General features: G+C 71.5%; 13 protein-coding genes. 11 read left to right on the plus strand and 2 right to left on the minus strand.

From position 1 onward, the window contains the following. Positions 1-306: 306 nt before the first annotated feature. Entirely contained in the window at positions 307-1,947 is a 1,641-nt protein-coding gene (gene pruA, locus ACIRPU_RS23360) for an L-glutamate gamma-semialdehyde dehydrogenase (protein ID WP_403870336.1), read from the plus strand. Positions 1,948-2,031: 84 nt separating this feature from the next. Here pruA and ACIRPU_RS23365 read toward each other — a convergent pair whose 3' ends face one another. Both ACIRPU_RS23365 and ACIRPU_RS23370 read right to left on the minus strand, forming a co-directional pair. Continuing rightward, positions 2,032-2,916 (minus strand): alpha/beta fold hydrolase, encoded by an 885-nt coding sequence (locus tag ACIRPU_RS23365; protein ID WP_403870339.1) that lies wholly within the window; start codon positions 2,914-2,916, stop codon positions 2,032-2,034. A 43-nt stretch (positions 2,917-2,959) separates the two neighbouring features. Further along, entirely contained in the window at positions 2,960-3,964 is a 1,005-nt protein-coding gene (locus ACIRPU_RS23370) for an NADP-dependent oxidoreductase (RefSeq protein ID WP_403870342.1), read from the minus strand. 103 nt (positions 3,965-4,067) lie between these two features. Between ACIRPU_RS23370 and ACIRPU_RS23375 the strand changes: the two genes are divergently transcribed. The 10 genes from ACIRPU_RS23375 to ACIRPU_RS23420 all read left to right on the plus strand — a co-directional run bounded on the left by ACIRPU_RS23375 (position 4,068) and on the right by ACIRPU_RS23420 (position 17,463). Beyond that, positions 4,068-4,976 carry a LysR family transcriptional regulator gene (locus ACIRPU_RS23375; RefSeq protein WP_403870345.1) on the plus strand — a complete coding sequence of 303 codons (909 nt, stop codon included), beginning with the start codon at positions 4,068-4,070 and terminating at the stop codon, positions 4,974-4,976. A gap of 248 nt (positions 4,977-5,224) precedes the next feature. Beyond that, complete coding sequence (locus ACIRPU_RS23380; protein WP_256362880.1) at positions 5,225-5,356, plus strand: hypothetical protein; 132 nt, start codon at positions 5,225-5,227, stop codon at positions 5,354-5,356. A 208-nt stretch (positions 5,357-5,564) separates the two neighbouring features. Then, the gene (locus ACIRPU_RS23385; RefSeq protein ID WP_385569310.1) at positions 5,565-6,608 is read left to right on the plus strand and encodes a 3-isopropylmalate dehydrogenase; all 1,044 of its coding nucleotides are present in this window, start codon (positions 5,565-5,567) and stop codon (positions 6,606-6,608) included. A gap of 250 nt (positions 6,609-6,858) precedes the next feature. After that, complete coding sequence (locus ACIRPU_RS23390; protein ID WP_403870350.1) at positions 6,859-7,947, plus strand: branched-chain amino acid aminotransferase; 1,089 nt, start codon at positions 6,859-6,861, stop codon at positions 7,945-7,947. A gap of 181 nt (positions 7,948-8,128) precedes the next feature. Beyond that, positions 8,129-8,824, plus strand: coding sequence for an urease subunit gamma (gene ureA / locus ACIRPU_RS23395; RefSeq protein WP_403870353.1), 696 nt, complete (start codon positions 8,129-8,131; stop codon positions 8,822-8,824). After that, positions 8,821-10,494 carry an urease subunit alpha gene (locus ACIRPU_RS23400; protein ID WP_403870356.1) on the plus strand — a complete coding sequence of 558 codons (1,674 nt, stop codon included), beginning with the start codon at positions 8,821-8,823 and terminating at the stop codon, positions 10,492-10,494. The genes ureA and ACIRPU_RS23400 overlap by 4 nt, the downstream gene beginning before the upstream one ends. Positions 10,495-10,503: 9 nt before the next feature. After that, positions 10,504-11,541, plus strand: a complete 1,038-nt coding sequence (locus ACIRPU_RS23405) for an agmatine/peptidylarginine deiminase (protein ID WP_403870359.1) — start codon at positions 10,504-10,506, stop codon at positions 11,539-11,541. A 62-nt stretch (positions 11,542-11,603) separates the two neighbouring features. Continuing rightward, a complete protein-coding gene (locus tag ACIRPU_RS23410) occupies positions 11,604-12,218 on the plus strand; it encodes a TetR/AcrR family transcriptional regulator (protein ID WP_355705223.1) in 615 nt (204 codons plus the stop codon). A 307-nt stretch (positions 12,219-12,525) separates the two neighbouring features. Next, entirely contained in the window at positions 12,526-14,130 is a 1,605-nt protein-coding gene (cimA, locus tag ACIRPU_RS23415) for a citramalate synthase (RefSeq protein ID WP_403870363.1), read from the plus strand. Between the two features lie 282 nt (positions 14,131-14,412). After that, entirely contained in the window at positions 14,413-17,463 is a 3,051-nt protein-coding gene (locus ACIRPU_RS23420) for a glycoside hydrolase family 3 protein (protein WP_403870366.1), read from the plus strand. Positions 17,464-17,476: the final 13 nt, after the last annotated feature.

The following is a 17,476-nucleotide window of genomic DNA, read 5'->3' on the forward strand; positions in this document are numbered from 1 at the left end:
CGCAGTGGTTTTTCTGCTGGGGGTCCGGGGGTCGTCCCCCGGGAAGGCGCAGCATGCGTCGCCTGGCGGAGAAGCCGGCCAACCTGCGGTTCTTCGCCCGCAGCATGCTCACCCGGGGCTGAGAGACGTGGCGGGCGCAGTGGTTTTTCTGCTGGGGGTCCGGGGGTCGTCCCCCGGGAAGGCGCAGCATGCGTCGCCTGGCGGAGAAGCCGGCCAACCTGCGGTTCTTCGTGCGCTCGATGATCAGCAAGGGCTGAGCCCGCACCCCCCGATCGAAACACCCGCTCAGAAGGAGTAACGGAAGACATGGACGCGGTAACCCAGGTCCCCACCCCCGTCAACGAGCCGGTGCACGGCTACGCCCCCGGTTCGCCGGAGCGCGCCCGGCTGGAGGCCAAGCTCAAGGAACTGGCCGACAACCCGATCGACCTGCCCTGCACCATCGGCGGCGAGCAGCGGATGGGCGGCGGCCGGCGGTTCGACGTCGTGCAGCCGCACAACCACAAGGCCCGCCTCGGCACCTACGCCGACGCCACGCAGCAGGACGCGCAGGACGCCGTCGACGCGGCCCTCGCCGCCGCGCCCGCCTGGCGCGCGATGTCCTTCGACGACCGCGCCGCGATCATCCTGCGCGCCGCCGAACTGCTCGCCGGCCCCTGGCGCGAGACGCTCGCCGCCTCCACCATGCTCGGCCAGTCGAAGACCGCCCAGCAGGCGGAGATCGACTGCCCCTGTGAACTGGTCGACTTCTGGCGCTTCAACGTCGCCTACGCCCGCCAGATCCTGGCCGAGCAGCCCCCGGCGAACTCCCCGGGCGTCTGGAACCGTCTCGACCACCGGCCGCTCGAGGGCTTCGTCTACGCGATCACGCCGTTCAACTTCACCGCCATCGCGGGCAATCTGCCCACCGCGCCTGCGCTGATGGGCAACGTGGTCGTGTGGAAGCCGTCCCCGACGCAGACCCACGCCGCCGTGCTGCTCATGCGGCTGCTGGAGGAGGCCGGGCTGCCCAAGGGCGTCATCAACCTGGTCACCGGCGACGGTGTCGAGGTCTCAAAGGTGGCCCTGGAGCACCGCGATCTCGCGGGCATCCACTTCACCGGCTCGACGAAGACCTTCCAGTACCTGTGGAAGACGGTCGGCGCCAACATCGAGAAGTACCGCTCCTACCCGCGCCTGGTCGGGGAGACCGGCGGCAAGGACTTCGTCGTCGCCCACCCGAGCGCGGACCGCGCGGTGCTGAAGACGGCGCTCACCCGTGGCGCCTTCGAGTACCAGGGCCAGAAGTGCAGCGCGACCTCCCGGGCCTACATCCCGGCGTCGATCTGGAACTCCGGCTTCAAGGAGGAGTTCGCGGCCGAGGTCGACTACCTCACGATGGGTGACGTCACCGACCTCTCCAACTTCGTCGGCGCCGTCATCGACGAGCGTTCCTTCGCCAAGAACAAGGCGGCGATCGACCGCGCGAAGGCGGACCCGACCTGCACGATCGTCGCGGGCGGCTCCTACGACGACTCGGTCGGCTACTTCGTCCGCCCGACCGTCGTCGAGTGCGCCGACCCGGAGAACGAGGTCTTCACGACCGAGTACTTCGGCCCGTTCCTCGCCGTGCACGTGTACGACGACAGCTCCGCCGAGGCGTACGACGAGATGCTGACGCAGATGGAGTCGGTGTCGGACTACGCGCTGACCGGCTCGGTCATCTCCGGCGACCGCGCGGCCGCCGCGTACACGATGGAGAAGCTGCGCTACGCGGCCGGCAACTTCTACATCAACGACAAGTCGACCGGCGCCGTCGTCGGCCAGCAGCCCTTCGGCGGCGGTCGTGCCTCCGGCACCAACGACAAGGCCGGCGCCCCGCAGAACCTGATGCGCTGGACCCTGACCCGCGCCATCAAGGAGACGCTGGTCGCGCCGACCGACTACCCGTACCCGCACATGGGCTGACGCGTCGGCGTAGCGACACAAGCGTGATGGAGGAAGGGGCCGGGCTACTGCCCGGCCCCTTCCCGTTCTCCGTCGGCGGGTGCGTCAGCGGGTGCGGCCGCGTCCGAGGAAGTCCCGGATCAGCTCCGCGATCTGGCCCGCGTGCGTCTCCAGGGCGAAGTGCCCGGTGGGCAGCAGATGCACCTCCGCCTGCGGCAGGTCGCGGCGGAACGCGAGCGCGCCGGCCGGGACGAAGATCTCGTCACCGGCGCCCCAGACCGCCAGCAGCGGGACCTGGCTGGTGCGGAAGTACTCCTGGAAGGCCGGGTAGAGGGCGAAGTTGGAGCCGTAGTCGGAGATCAGGTCGAGCTGGATCTCCGGCTGACCGGGCCGGGCCATGAGGGCCGCGTCGTGCTCGTAGGCGTCGGGGCTCACGAGCTCCTGCCGCTCCGGCGGGACCCCGTGCAGGTACTGCCACTTGATCCCCTCCGGGCTGCTGATCTCCCGCACCGGCGCCTCGGTCTGCGGGGTCCGCTCCGCGATGAGCGCCAGCACCGGCGCCCAGGCCTCCGCCCCGAGCCCCTCCTCGTAGGCGTTGCCGTTCTGCGTGATGATCGCGGTCACCCGGTCGGGATGGGCGAGGGCGAGGCGCAGGCCGATGGGGGAGCCGTAGTCCTGGATGTAGAGCGCGAACTCCTTCAGGCCGAGCTGTTCGGTGAACTCCCCGGTGACGGCGGCCAGTTCGGCGAAGGTGTACCGGAAGTCCGCGGGCGCGGCCGACCGGCCGAAGCCGAGGTGGTCGGGGGCGATGACGCGGTGGCTGTCGGCGAGGAGCGGGATCAGGTCGCGGAACATGTGGGAGCTGCTCGGGAAGCCGTGCAGGAGCAGCAGGACCGGCGCGTCGGCCGGTCCCGCCTCCCGGTAGTACACCTCGTGGCCGCGGACGGTGGTGGTGCGGTGACGGACCTGGCGGTGGGCGTGGAGGGTCATGGCACGAGTGCACCACGCGAGCCTCTAACCAGTCAAGTGACTTTTAAAGGTTAGGTGACCGGCGCACCAGGATCTTCCCCGTGTTCCCGCCGCGCAGCATCAGCAGGAACGCCTCCACGATCCGCTCGAACCCGTCCACCACCGTCTCGTCCAGCGCCAGCGCCCCGCTCAGCAGATGCGGTACGGCGAACTCGTACAGCTCCTCCTGCACGTCCAGGTGATCGCGCACCAGGAAGCCCTCCATGCGCAGGCTCTTCTCCACCACGTCGGCGTGGTCGAACACCGCCGGCGTGGCGCCGGGCGTGTTGTACTGCCCGACCGTGCCGACGCGCACCACCCGCCCCCGGTCCCGCAGCGCGCCGATCGCCGCCCCGAGATGTTCGCCGCCCACGTTGTCGACGAAGGCGTCGATGCCGGTGGGGGCGGCCTTCGCCAGGAGGTCGGCGACCGGGCCGTCGTGATAGTCGAAGGCCGCGTCGTAGCCGACCTGCCGGGTCAGGTACCGCACCTTCTCCGCCGTGCCCGCGCTGCCGATCAGCCGGCCGGCGCCGAGCAGCCGCGCGAAGCGTCCCGTCGCCGTGCCGACCCCGCCCGCCGCCGCGGAGACGAACAGGTCCTCGCCCTCGCGCAGCCGGGCGATGCGGGTCAGGCCGACGTACGCCGTCAGACCCGTGCCGCCGAGGAGGCTCAAGTGCGCCGAGAGCGGCACCCCTTCGTACCGGGGGAGCCGTCTGACCTCCTCCGGGCGGACCACCGCGTGGGTGCGCCAGCCCTGCCGGTGGAAGACGATCTCGCCCTCGGGGAGGGCCGCCGGATCGCGGGTGGCGATGATCCGGCCGAGCGAGCGCCCCTCCAGCGGGGCGTTCAACTCGAAGTCGCCGTCCATCATTTCGCGGTGGTAGGGGTCGACCGACCAGTAGAGGTTCTCCACCAGGGCCGTCCCCGCGGCCGGTTCCGGGACCGGGGACTCGGCGAAGCGGAAGTGGCCGGGGGTGGGGAAGCCGGTCGGACGGGCGGTCTGCTGCACGGTGAGCGCGGTGCTGGTCATGGGAGGGGACCGTAGGCAGGAATGCGGGCGGCGGGCAGAGGGTTGCGTTCATGGAACGGGCCGATCCATGAGTCGCCCTCATAGCAGCAGGTGGGAGCCTCGGGTGAGCGCAGTCGATCTTGCGCCGCAGGAGTTGCGGACTCTGGTGGCCGTCGCCGACGAGGGGGGTTTCTCGGCCGCCGCCGCCCGGCTCGGGACCACCCAGTCGGCCGTCTCGCACGCGGTGCGGGGCATCGAGGGCAAGGTGGGGGTCGTCCTGTTCGAGCGCGGGCGGTTCGGCGCCCGGCCCACCCCGGCCGGCGACCGCGCGGTCGTCCACGCCCGACGCGTGCTGCGGATGCTCCAGGCCCTGGTCGCCGAGGTGCGGGGGGCCGGGGCGACGGGCGTCGGCACGGGCCGGGTCGACGGACCGTTGCGCATCGCGGCCTTCCGTAGTGCGGCCCTGCATCTGCTGCCGCCCGTCCTGGAGCGGCTGGCCGCGCGGCACCCGGGGATCGAGGCGACCGTGACCGTCGTACGGGAGGTGGGTCCGGGGACGGCCGGCGCGGTGGCCGAGGGGCTGGCCGACCTCGGGATCGCCACCTTCGGCACCAGCGCGCCGATCCCGCCGGAGCTGGTCGGGGACGTGCTGCTGGAGGAGCCGTACGCGCTGGTGCACCCGGCGGGTCACCCCGCCCCGCGCTCCCTCCCGCTCGTCGACTGGACGGAGAACTGCTCGTCCTCCACGCGCGCGTGGTGGGCCGCGCAGGACTGGATCCCCGCCGCGACCGTCCGCGCCGAGGACGACGGGGCGGTGCTGTCGATGGTGAGCAGCGGCCTGGGGATGGCGATCATGCCCGCGCTCTCCCTCACCCGGACGCCCCTCGGGACGGAGATCACCGACCTCGGCCCGGAGCGGCCCACCCGTCGGGTCGGCTATGTGACGACCCCGGAGCTGGCCACGACAGCGGCCGTCCGGGCCCTCGTCCGGGAGTTGAGGGCGACCGCGAAACCGCAGGTCGGTGCGGGGTGACCGGAGGCGCCGTCTCAGATAGTAGGAAGTCCGAGTAATTGTAGAGACAGGCGCGTGCTCCTCCTTTAGCTTTGTAGGAGCCGAACGTCTCGCTCGACCAAGCGAATGGCGGTCGTGAGCCGGGCCCCGTGCAGGCAATCCCTGCGGCCCGCTCCCCGCCCCCTGGGGGCACCCCCCGCCCATTAGGCAGAGGGGGAGTCTCGAAACCCCCTTCCGCACTCCCTGGAATTCGAAGGAGTCGATTCCCCATGGCCGAGACGACCGTCCGCCGCCGAGTCCGTCACCTCTCCCGTACGAGCGAGTCCGACCGCAAGAACGCCGCCGCGGCGCTCCAGCGTGCCCTCGACCGCCGTGACAACGGCGGTGAGACCGGCCACTGAGCCGAGCCGCCCCGCAGCCCGGGAGCCGCACCCGCACGGGGTGCGGCGCGGGCCCCGAACGGGACTTCGGGACCCGCGTCGCACCCCGACCCCGCACGACCTCAACCGCGCACCGCCCGCTCTCCATCGAGGCTTCCGTACCGCGACTTCTGTGTCCGTATGGCGGACGGTCCATGTCATCCCATGGGACGAGGGGTACGGTTCCGGTATGTCTCGCAGCCTCAATCTCGCAGTGATTCCCGGTGACGGCATCGGCCAGGAGGTCGTGGCCGAAGGTCTCAAGGTCCTCTCCGCCGTCCTCCCGCAGGATGTGAAGCTGGAGACCGAGGAGTACGACTTCGGCGCCCGGCGCTACCACGCCACCGGTGAGACCCTCACCGACGCGGACGCCGAGGCCCTCAAGCGGCACGACGCCATCCTGCTCGGCGCGATCGGCGACCCGAGCGTCCCCTCCGGCGTCCTGGAGCGGGGCTTCCTGCTCAAGCTGCGGTTCCTCTTCGACCACCACGTCAACCTGCGTCCGTCGAAGCTCCTCCCGGGTGTCGCCACCCCGCTGGCCGGCCAGCCGGAGATCGACTTCATCGTGGTCCGCGAGGGCACCGAGGGCCCGTACACCGGCAACGGCGGCACGATCCGCAAGGGCACCCCGCACGAGGTCGCCACCGAGGTCTCCGTGAACACGGCCTTCGGCGTCGAGCGCGTGGTCCGGGACGCCTTCGCCCGCGCCCAGGCCCGTCCCCGCAAGAAGCTCACGCTGGTCCACAAGAACAACGTGCTGGCCTTCGCCGGTCACCTCTGGACCAACGTCTTCAACCGGGTGGCCGCGGAGTTCCCCGACGTCACCACGGACTACATCCACGTGGACGCCGCGACGATCTACCTCGTCACGGACCCCGCGCGCTTCGACGTCATCGTCACCGACAACCTCTTCGGCGACATCATCACCGACCTCGCCGCGGCCGTCTCGGGCGGTATCGGCGTCGCCGCGAGCGGGAACATCAACCCGTCCGGCGAGTTCCCGTCCATGTTCGAGCCGGTGCACGGCTCGGCCCCGGACATCGCGGGCCAGGGCAAGGCCGACCCCACCGCCACGGTCCTCTCCGTCGCCCTGCTCCTGCGCCACCTCGGCTACGAGGCCGAGGCGGTCCGCATCGAGGACGCCGTCTCCGTCGACCTGGAGGAGCGCGGCTCGCTGCCCGCGCGCAGCACCTCCGAGATCGGTGACGCGCTCTCCGTACGAGTAGCCGGCTGACCCCGCGCTGCGCGAAACCTCTCGAAGCCGCCGGGTCGCATCCGCACCCGGCGGCTTCCGCATGTCCCCCGCCGGGTGCCACCATCAACCCTGGGTCGCATTCACGCCGTTTTTGGCCCTCGTCCGCCGCTTGCGATAATCGAACGTGGAGCCGCGGTATGAGGGAATGCTCGGACGTCCTGGCACCGGCCACTGGCCGTACGGGCGTGAGCGCGGCCCCGTCACTACAACCGGTGAAGGACAACCACTCATGACGACGCCCACGATCGAGCTCAAGCCTTCCGCCAGTCCCACGTCCGCCGCCGAGCGGCAGGCGATCCTGGCGAACCCCGGGTTCGGCCGCCACTTCACCGACCACATGGTGACGATCAAGTGGACCGAGGGCCGCGGCTGGCACGACGGTCAGCTCGTCCCGTACGCGCCGATCCCCCTCGACCCGGCCACCATGGTCCTGCACTACGCGCAGGAGATCTTCGAGGGCCTGAAGGCGTACCGCCGTCCCGACGGCTCGGTCGCCACCTTCCGCCCGGACCAGAACGCCAAGCGCTTCCAGCGTTCGGCCCGCCGGCTGGCCATGCCCGAGCTGCCGGTCGAGACGTTCGTCGAGGCGTGCGACGCGCTGGTCGGCCAGGACAAGGACTGGGTGCCCGCGCACGGCGGCGAGGAGTCCCTCTACCTGCGCCCGTTCATGATCGCGACCGAGGTCGGCCTGGGTGTGAAGCCGGCCAACGAGTACCTGTTCCTCGTCATCGCCTCGCCGGCCGGCGCCTACTTCCCGGGTGGCGTCAAGCCCGTCTCCATCTGGGTCTCCGAGGAGCACGTGCGCGCCGTCCCCGGTGGCATGGGCGACGCCAAGACGGGCGGCAACTACGCCGCCTCCCTGCTCGCCCAGGCCGAGGCCGCCGCCCAGGGCTGCGCCCAGGTCTGCTACCTCGACGCGGTCGAGCGCAAGTGGGTCGAGGAACTCGGCGGCATGAACCTGTACTTCGTGTACGAGGACAAGATCATCACGCCCTCGCTGACGGGCTCCATCCTGGAGGGAGTCACCCGTGACAGCCTCCTCACCGTCGCCCGCGACCTCGGCTACGAGGCCGAGGAGGGCCGGGTCTCGGTCGAACAGTGGCAGCGCGACTCCGAGAGCGGCGCCCTCAAGGAGGTCTTCGCCTGCGGCACCGCGGCCGTGATCACCCCGGTCGGCACGGTCAAGCGCACCGGTGGCGAGTGGCAGCAGTCCGGCGACGAGCCGGGCGAGGTCACCCTCAAGCTCCGCCAGGCGCTGCTGGACATCCAGCGCGGCACGGCCGAGGACAAGCACGGCTGGATGCACGAGCTGGGCTAGTCGCCCCTGCCCCGTCAGGGTCACCGCGTAGGGCCGTCTCGTCAGGGCCACCCCGTCCGGGGTGGCCCTGTGGCGTTCTCGGGGCTCGCCCGTGTTTGAGCAGTGCTCAAAAGTTACTCGACATGTCTTCTGATAACCGAGGAGAACATTTAGAGTACTGCTCAAAGAAAGGGAGAGTAACGTGCGACTCACCCCCACCGAACGGGACCGCCTGCTGCTCTTCGGCGCGGCGGAGCTCGCCCGGGCGAGAAGGGCCCGCGGGCTGCGGCTCAACGTGCCGGAAGCCACCGCGCTCATCGCGGACACCGTCTGCGAGGCCGCCCGGGACGGCGCCCGGCTCGCCGAGGCCATCGCGCGCGCCCGGTCGGTCCTCGGCCCGGACGACGTGCTGCCGGGCGTCGCGGACATCGTCACCGAGGTGCATGTCGAGGCCGTCTTCGACGACGGCTCGCGCCTCGCGGTCGTCGGCGACCCGATCGCCGGGGGCACGCTCGGGGACCGGGCGCCGGGGGCCCTGCTGCCGGGGCCCGAGCACGCCGAGCCCGAGGCGGCCGTACGGCTGGCGGTCACGAACACGGCGACCGTGCCCGTCTCCGTCACCTCCCACTTCCACTTCTTCGAGGCCAACCCCCGGCTCGACTTCGTACGGGAGAAGGCCTACGGCATGCGGCTCGCCGTCCCCGCCGGCTCCTCCGTGCGCTTCGGGCCGGGGGAGAGCGCCGAGGTGGGGCTCGTGCCGATCGGCGGCGACCGGGTCGCGATCGGCTTCGCCGGTCTGGTCGACGGGCCGCTCGACGCGCTGGGGGCGAAGGACGAGGCCCTGCGCCGGGCCGCCGCCTGCGGATATCTGGGCGCGGAAGCGGGAGGGACCCGATGAACCCCTACGAGTACGCCGCCACCCACGGCCCCCGGGCCGGCGACCGGGTCCGGCTCGGTGACTCGGGGCTGGTCATCCGCGTCGAGTCGGACGCGCAGCGGCAAGGCGACGAGTTCCTCGCCGGCTTCGGCAAGACCGCCCGGGACGGACTGCACCTCAAGGCCGCCGCCGTCCGCGAGACCTGTGACGTCGTGATCAGCAACGTCGTCGTGATCGACGCCGTGCAGGGGATCCGGAAGGTGTCGATCGGCATCCGCGAGGGCCGGATCCACGCGATCGGCCGGGCCGGGAACCCCGACACCCTCGACGGGGTCGACGTCGTCGTCGGCACGGGCACGTCCATCGTGTCCGGCGAGGGGCTGATCGCCACCGCCGGCGCCGTCGACACCCACGTCCACCTGCTGTCGCCGCGGATCATGGAGGCCTCGCTGGCCTCCGGGGTGACCACGGTCGTCGGGCAGGAGTTCGGGCCCGTGTGGGGCGTCGGCGTCAACTCGCCCTGGGCGCTGCGGCACGCGTTCAACGCGTTCGACGCCTGGCCGGTCAACATCGGCTTCCTCGGCCGGGGTTCGTCCTCGTCCGCCGCGCCCCTGGTGGAAGCCCTCGCCGAAGGCGGCGCCTCGGGCTTCAAGGTGCACGAGGACATGGGCGCCCACACCCGGGCGCTGGACACGGCGTTGCGGGTCGCCGAGGAACACGACGTCCAGGTCGCCCTGCACAGCGACGGGTTGAACGAGTGCCTGTCGGTCGAGGACACCCTGCGGGTGCTGGAGGGCCGGACCATCCACGCCTTCCACATCGAGGGCTGCGGCGGCGGGCATGTGCCGAACGTGCTGAAGATGGCGGGCGTCGCCAACGTCATCGGCTCCTCCACCAACCCCACCCTCCCCTTCGGCCGGGACGCCGTCGCCGAGCACTACGGCATGATCGTCTCCGTCCACGACCTCAAGACCGATCTGCCGGGCGACGCCGCCATGGCCCGCGACCGGATCCGGGCCGGCACCATGGGCGCCGAGGACGTCCTGCACGACCTGGGCGCGATCGGCATCACCTCCTCCGACGCCCAGGGCATGGGCCGGGCGGGCGAGACGGTCCGCCGTACGTTCGCCATGGCCGGGAAGATGAAGGCCGAGTTCGGCGCCCCGGACGACGACCACGACAACGAGCGCGTCCTGCGCTACATCGCCAAGCTGACCGTCAATCCGGCCATCGCCCACGGTCTCGCGCACGAGGTCGGCTCCCTCGAGGTCGGCAAGCTCGCCGACATCGTGCTGTGGCGCCCCGAGTACTTCGGCGCCAAGCCGCAGCTCGTGCTCAAGTCGGGCTTCCCGGCGTACGGCGTGGTCGGCGACCCGAACGCGGCCACCGACACCTGCGAACCCCTGGTCCTCGGCCCGCAGTTCGGGGCGTACGGGGCCACGCCCGCCGACATCTCGGTCGCCTTCGTCGCCCGGGCCGCCCTCGACCAGGGCGGCGACGCGATGCCGACCCGCCGCCGCCGGGTCGCCGTCCGCGGCACCCGCGGCATCGGCCCCGCCGACCTGCGCCGCAACTCCCGTACCGGAGCGGTCGACGTCGACCAGCGCACCGGCCTGGTCACCCTCGACGGCGAGCCGCTGCGCTCCGAGCCGGCCGAGTCCGTCTCCCTCAACCGCCTGTACTTCCTCTGAGGACCGCTGATGTCTGCTGCCGCCGACGGCTTCCGCATGCCCGCCGAGTGGGCCCCGCACGAGCGCACCTGGATGGCGTGGCCGGGCCCCAACCCCACCTTCGACGACCCCGACGACGTGGCCGCCTCCCGCGCCGCCTGGGCCTCGGTCGCCCGCGCGATCCACCGCTTCGAGCCGGTGACGGTGGTGTGCGGCCCCGGACGGTCGGCGGACGCCCGCGCCCTCCTCGGCCCGGGCGTCGACACGGTCGAGCGCGAACTCGACGACGCCTGGATGCGGGACATCGGCCCCACCTTCCTGACCGGCCCGAACGGTGAACTCGCCGCCGTCGACTGGACGTTCAACGGCTGGGGCGCCCAGAGCTGGGCCCGCTGGGAGCACGACGCGAAGATCGCCGCCCATGTCTCGGACCTCGCGGGCGCGCGGACGTACGCCTCGAAGCTGGTCAACGAGGGCGGCGCGATCCATGTCGACGGCGAGGGGACGGTCCTGCTGACCGAGACGGTCCAACTCGGTCCGCAGCGCAATCCGGGGTGGACGCGGGAGCAGGTCGAGGCGGAGATCCACGCCATGCTCGGCACCCGCAAGGCGATCTGGCTGCCCCGCGGACTCACCGGCGACTACCCTCCCCACGGCTTCGGCACCCTCGGCCACGTCGACATCGTGGCCGCCTTCGCCCGCCCAGGAGTCGTCGTCGCCCACCACCAGCCCGACCCGGCGCACCCCGACCACGAGGTGACGAAGGAGGTCATCGGGCTGCTGAAGGCGCAGACCGACGCGCGCGGCCGCCGTCTGGAGGTCGTCGAGGTCGCCGCCCCGACCGTCCTGGAGGCCGACGGCCACTGGGCCGACTACTCGTACATCAACCACTACCTGTGCAACGGCGGCGTCGTGCTCTGCGGTTTCGACGACCCGCGCGACGAGCTCGCGGCGGACGTCTTCTGCCGCCTGTTCCCGGACCGCACGGTCACGCTGGTGGACGCCCGTACGATCTTCTCCGGCGGCGGTGGCATCCACTGCATCACCCAGCAGCAGCCGAGGGTCTGAGATCCGAGAGACTCCGGGGCATCCGAGAGATCCGACAGATCCGAGAACAGGGGAGCCGGGAAATGGCCGGAGCGGCACGGGCGCGCAAGAACGCGCCGCCCCGCGAGGACGTCCTCGCCGCCGCCATGGAGATGATCGCCGAGCGCGGTCTGGAGAAGCTCACCATGGCGGGGCTCGGCCGCGAGGTCGGGATGAGCAGCGGCCATCTCCTCTACTACTTCCACTCCAAGGACGAGCTCCTGCTGCGCACCCTGGAGTGGAGCGAGGGCCGGCTCGGCGCCGAGCGCGCCCGGCTGCTGGCCCGTGCCGCCCCCGCCCGCGAGCGCCTCGACGCCTACGTCGACCTGTACGTCCCCGACGGCCACCGCGACCCGCACTGGACGCTCTGGCTGGAGGTCTGGAACCGCTCGCAGAACGCCGCCGTCGACGCGGTCGCCCGGGACCGCCAGGCGGCCATCGAGGGCGCCTGGCACCGCGACCTGGTCGCCCTGCTGGCGGAAGGGGTGTCGCGGGGCGAGTTCCGGCGCGTGGACCCCGACCGGTTCGCGGCCCGGCTGCGCGCCCTCCTCGACGGCTTCTCCATCCATGTGGCGATCGGGCTGCGGGGCACGGGCCGGGAACAGGTCCTCGGGCACGTCCGGGAGTTCCTGGCCGAGGGCCTTCTCGCGGCCGCGTGAGAACGCGCTGCTCGCATCCTGAGACACCCGGTGAGCAAACGGGCGGTATGTGCCAGACTGCCGCCGTGCTCTCGTTCGCCACGATTATTGGCAGCAGGCGCGCCGGTCCGCAGTGACCGCTCCGTACGACCAGGTACGAGCGGACATCGTGTCCTCGACCCGCGCGCAGACCTCTCGCACCCGCGAGGGGTTTTTTCGCTTTTCTGGCCCACCCGCAGCCGGGAGCGAGAGCGCGAGGGACCATGGGGGGATGGTGGAGCCGGTCATTCCGGTAACGACCGAGATCCAACACAGGAGCCTTCAGACCATGACCGCAACCAGCGAACTCGACGACTCGTTCCACGTCTTCGACACCACCCTGCGCGACGGCGCGCAGCGTGAGGGCATCAACCTCACCGTCGCCGACAAGCTGGCCATCGCCCGGCACCTGGACGACTTCGGAGTGGGCTTCATCGAGGGCGGCTGGCCCGGCGCCAACCCGCGCGACACCGAGTTCTTCGCCCGCGCCCAGGAGGAGATCGACTTCAAGCACGCCCAGCTGGTCGCCTTCGGCGCCACCCGCCGGGCGGGCGCGAAGGCCGCCGAGGACCCGCAGGTCAGGGCGCTGCTGGAGTCGGGCGCGGGGGTCATCACCCTGGTCGCGAAGTCCCACGACCGGCACGTCGAGCTGGCCCTGCGCACGACGCTCGACGAGAACCTGGCGATGGTGAGCGACACGGTCTCCTTCCTGAGGGAGCAGGGCCGCCGCGTCTTCGTCGACTGCGAGCACTTCTTCGACGGCTACCGCGCCAACCCGGAGTACGCGAAGGCGGTCGTCCGGGCCGCCGCCGAGGCCGGCGCGGACGTGGTCATCCTCTGCGACACCAACGGCGGCATGCTCCCGGCGCAGATCCAGGCGGTCGTCTCCACCGTCCTCGCCGACACCGGCGCCCGCCTCGGCATCCACACCCAGGACGACACCGGCTGCGCGGTGGCGAACACCCTGGCCGCGGTGGACGCGGGCGCGACCCACGTCCAGTGCACGGCGAACGGCTACGGCGAGCGGGTCGGCAACGCGAACCTGTTCCCGGTGGTCGCGGCCCTGGAGCTGAAGTACGGCAAGAAGGTACTGCCCGAGGGCCGGCTGCGGGAGATGACCCGCATCTCGCACGCGATCGCCGAGGTCGTCAACCTGACGCCGTCCACGCACCAGCCGTACGTGGGAGTCTCCGCCTTCGCCCACAAGGCCGGCCTGCACGCCTCGGCCATCAAGGTCGACCCGGACCTCTACCAGCACATCGACCCCGAGCAGGTCGGCAACACCATGCGGATGCTGGTGTCGGACATGGCCGGACGGGCCTCCGTCGAGCTCAAGGGCAAGGAACTCGGCGTCGACCTGGGCGGCGACCGTGAAGTGGTCGGCCGGGTCGTGGAGCGGGTCAAGGAACGCGAGCTCAAGGGCTACACCTACGAGGCGGCGGACGCCTCCTTCGAGCTGCTGCTGCGGGCCGAGGTCGAGGGCCGGCCGCTCAAGTACTTCGAGGTCGAGTCCTGGCGCGCCATCGTCGAGGACCGCCCCGACGGCACCCACGCCAACGAGGCCACGGTCAAGCTGTGGGCCAAGGGCGAGCGCATCGTCGCGACGGCGGAGGGCAACGGCCCGGTCAACGCCCTGGACCGCGCCCTGCGCGTGGCCCTGGAGAAGATCTACCCCCAGCTGGCCAAGCTCGACCTGGTCGACTACAAGGTCCGCATCCTGGAGGGCGTCCACGGCACCCAGTCCACCACCCGCGTGCTGATCTCCACGACGGACGGCACGGGCGAGTGGTCCACGGTGGGTGTCGCGGAGAACGTGATCGCCGCCTCCTGGCAGGCCCTGGAGGACGCCTACACGTACGGGCTGCTGCGGGCCAAGGTGGAGCCCGCCGAGTAGGCGGCGCCCGGCGGGAGTCCTCGGCCGGTGTCCTCGGCGGGAGTCCTCGGCGAGCCCTTCTAACTCGCCGAGGATCCCCGCACCGCTGCGTGAGCAAGTGACGGCTTCCGGGGCGCGTCAAGGGGTCGCGCGTTCATCTGTCGAACGGACAACGTCCCTGATCCGGACGGGTGTCGCGGCCGTACCAGTTCTGGTGTGAAGTCTTGACGGCGCAACGGGTCGCCAGTTAACTCACGGCGTGATCTAAGTCATGAGTGGACCACGAGAGTAGAGGGACGTTCCATGCGAAGAACCGCCCTGCTCGCCTCCGCCACCCTGTTGACCGCACTGCTCCCGATGACCGCCGCCGGCGCGTCCGGCGCCGACGACCCCGCCCCCGTCCCGGTGGACCGCTTCGAGGGCGAGGTCCCGTTCGCGAACCCGCCCGCCGAGGGCGTCTTCACCTGGGGCAGCGACGGCGACGACCCGCCCACCCTCCGGCTGACGGCCCGTGCGGACGCCCCCGAGGGCGAGAAGGTCCTCACCGGCAGCTACGACATCAGCGGTTACGGCGGCTTCACCCACGACTTCGCCTTCGCGGAGCCCGCCCACGACTGGTCCGCCCACCAGGGCATCCGATTCTGGTGGGAGGGCCGCGACAACGGCAAGAAGATCGCCTTCGAGCTCAAGGACGGCGGCGCGAACGGAGAGGCGTCCGAGCTCTGGACGACCTCCTTCACCGACGACTGGACCGGCTGGAAACAGGTCGAGATCCCCTTCACCGAGTTCACCTACCGCACGGACTACCAGCCCGTCGGCGGCATCGACCAGGTCCTCGGCCTCACCGAGACCTGGGGATACGCCCTCACCCTCCCCGTCGGAGTCCAGGGCGACTTCGCCATGGACGGCGTAGAGCTCTACGGCCGGGCGGACCAGTCGCTGCGCGCCGCCGTCACCACCGACGCGGCCGTGTACCCGGTCGAGGAGGGCGGCACGGCCGCCGTCAGGCTCACCGTCGCCACCACCGGCGCCGCCCCCCTCGACGAACCCGTCACCGTCGCCTACGAGACCGCCGCGACCGGCACCGCCGAGCCCGGCAAGGACTACACCCCGGTCACCGGCACCGTCACCTTCCCGGCGGGCACCCCCTCCGGTGCCACCCGCACGGTCGCCGTCCGCACCCTCGCGGACAAGCGGGCCGAGTCCGCCGAGACCGTCCCGCTCCGGCTGACCGTCACCGGCGCCAAGCCCCCGGCCGAGACCCCGCAGGTCGTGGTCGACGCGCACGGACTGCCCTATCTGAACGCCAAGTTGCCGGTGAGGAAGCGCGTCGCCGATCTCCTGTCGCGGATGAGCCTCGCGGAGAAGGCCGGCCAGATGACCCAGGCGGAGCGCGGCGCGCTCACCTCTCCCGGTGACATCGCCGCGTACGACCTCGGCTCGCTGCTCTCCGGCGGCGGCTCGACCCCGACGCCCAACACCCCCGCGGCCTGGGCGAAGATGATCGACGCGTTCCAGCTCCGGGCGCAGGCCACGCGCTACCAGATCCCGCTGATCTACGGCGTCGACGCCGTGCACGGCCACAACAACCTGGCCGGCGCGACCGTCATGCCGCACAACATCGGCATCGGGGCGACCAGGGACCCCGCTCTCGCGGAGCGGACCGGCGCGGTGACCGCGGCCGAGGTCCGGGCCACCGGGATCCCCTGGGACTTCGCCCCCTGCCTCTGCGTCACCCGCGACGAACGCTGGGGCCGCTCCTACGAGGCGTACGGCGAGGACCCGGCACTGGTCCAGGCCATGGAGACGGTGATCCAGGGTCTCCAGGGCCGGGCGAGCGGCGCGGACCTGAAGGACGACGACAAGGTCCTCGCCACCGCCAAGCACTTCGTCGGCGACGGCGGCACCGCGTACGGCTCCTCCACGACCGGCACGTACACCGTCGACCAGGGCGTCACCAAGGTCACCCGGCAGGAACTGGACGCCGTCCACCTGACGCCCTTCCGGACCGCCGTCGACCGCGGGGTCGGCACCGTCATGCCGTCCTACTCCTCGCTCGACATCGCGGGCGACGGCCGGGGGCCGGTCAAGATGCACGCCCGCGCCGACCTGCTGAGCGGCGTGCTGAAGGACCGCATGGGCTTCGACGGGTTCCTCATCAGCGACTGGGCGGCCATCGACCAACTCCCGGGCGACTACGCCTCCGACGTCCGTACGTCGGTCAACGCGGGCCTCGACATGATCATGGTCCCGTACGCCTACAAGGACTTCCACGCCACGCTGCTCGACGAGGTCGAGGCCGGCCGGATCGGCGAGCGGCGGATCGACGACGCCGTCTCGCGCATCCTCACGCAGAAGTTCAAGCTGGGCCTCTTCGAGAAGCCGTACGCCGACACCGGCGGCGCGTCCGCCATCGGCTCCGCCGGGCACCGGGCCGTCGCGCGCGAGGCGGCCGCCGAGTCGCAGGTGCTGCTGAAGAACTCCGGTGGAGTGCTGCCGCTGAAGAAGAGCCAGAAGGTGTACGTCGCCGGCTCCAACGCCGACGACATCGGCAACCAGACCGGCGGCTGGACCATCACCTGGCAGGGCGCCTCCGGAGAGATCACCCAGGGCACGACGATCCTGGAGGGGATGAAGAAGGCCGGCGGCGACGTCACCTACTCGAAGGACGCCTCGGCGTCGACGGACGGGTACGACGTGGGTGTGGTGGTCGTCGGCGAGACCCCGTACGCCGAGGGCGTCGGCGACGTCGGCAACGGCAACGACCTGGAGCTGACCGCCGCCGACCGGGCGGCCGTCGACACGGTGTGCGCCGCCATGAGGTGCGCGGTGCTGATCGTCTCCGGGCGGCCCCAGCTGATCGGTGACCGGCTCGGCGACATCGACGCGCTGGTGGCGTCCTGGCTGCCGGGCACGGAGGGCGACGGCGTGGCCGACGTCCTGTACGGCAGGCGGGCCTTCACCGGACAGCTTCCGGTGACCTGGCCGAAGTCCCAGGCCCAGCTGCCGATCAACGTCGGCGACGCGGCGTACGACCCGCAGTTCCCCTACGGCTGGGGTCTGACGACCCTGAGCCACGTGCCGGAGGGCGGCGCGGCGACCCTGCGGGGGCTGAGGGCCGCGGCCGCCGTGGCCGAGCGGGCCGGCGCCGACGAGGCGGGACGGGCACTGGTCGGGAAGGCCAGGCTCATCGTCCAGCAGAAGGTGGGCCAGGCCGTCACGGCGGCGGTCGCCAAGCCCTTCGCCGACGCGGATCACCTGTTGCTGACCGGCCGGTACGCGAAGGCGGTGGAGCAGCTGACGGCGGCGTACCGGGCGGCGTCCGCGCCCCCGCATTCCCAGCCGTCCGAATAGGCGGCTTTTGGTG

Origin of the sequence: Streptomyces sp. NPDC102259, from assembly GCF_044766465.1 — a bacterium.
In the GTDB taxonomy this organism is placed as follows: Bacteria; Actinomycetota; Actinomycetes; order Streptomycetales; family Streptomycetaceae; genus Streptomyces.

What these genes read in the sequence shown, in the direction of transcription:
- ACIRPU_RS23380 (WP_256362880.1), top strand. Translation starts at nt 5,225, where the DNA reads ATGGCCGAGACGACCGTCCGCCGCCGAGTCCGTCACCTCTCCCGTACG.
- ACIRPU_RS23400 (WP_403870356.1), top strand. Translation starts at nt 8,821, where the DNA reads ATGAACCCCTACGAGTACGCCGCCACCCACGGCCCCCGGGCCGGCGAC.
- ACIRPU_RS23365 (WP_403870339.1), bottom strand. Translation starts at nt 2,916, where the DNA reads ATGACCCTCCACGCCCACCGCCAGGTCCGTCACCGCACCACCACCGTC.
- ACIRPU_RS23410 (WP_355705223.1), top strand. Translation starts at nt 11,604, where the DNA reads ATGGCCGGAGCGGCACGGGCGCGCAAGAACGCGCCGCCCCGCGAGGAC.
- ACIRPU_RS23370 (WP_403870342.1), bottom strand. Translation starts at nt 3,964, where the DNA reads ATGACCAGCACCGCGCTCACCGTGCAGCAGACCGCCCGTCCGACCGGC.
- pruA (WP_403870336.1), top strand. Translation starts at nt 307, where the DNA reads ATGGACGCGGTAACCCAGGTCCCCACCCCCGTCAACGAGCCGGTGCAC.
- ACIRPU_RS23385 (WP_385569310.1), top strand. Translation starts at nt 5,565, where the DNA reads ATGTCTCGCAGCCTCAATCTCGCAGTGATTCCCGGTGACGGCATCGGC.
- ACIRPU_RS23420 (WP_403870366.1), top strand. Translation starts at nt 14,413, where the DNA reads ATGCGAAGAACCGCCCTGCTCGCCTCCGCCACCCTGTTGACCGCACTG.
- ACIRPU_RS23390 (WP_403870350.1), top strand. Translation starts at nt 6,859, where the DNA reads ATGACGACGCCCACGATCGAGCTCAAGCCTTCCGCCAGTCCCACGTCC.
- ACIRPU_RS23405 (WP_403870359.1), top strand. Translation starts at nt 10,504, where the DNA reads ATGTCTGCTGCCGCCGACGGCTTCCGCATGCCCGCCGAGTGGGCCCCG.
- cimA (WP_403870363.1), top strand. Translation starts at nt 12,526, where the DNA reads ATGACCGCAACCAGCGAACTCGACGACTCGTTCCACGTCTTCGACACC.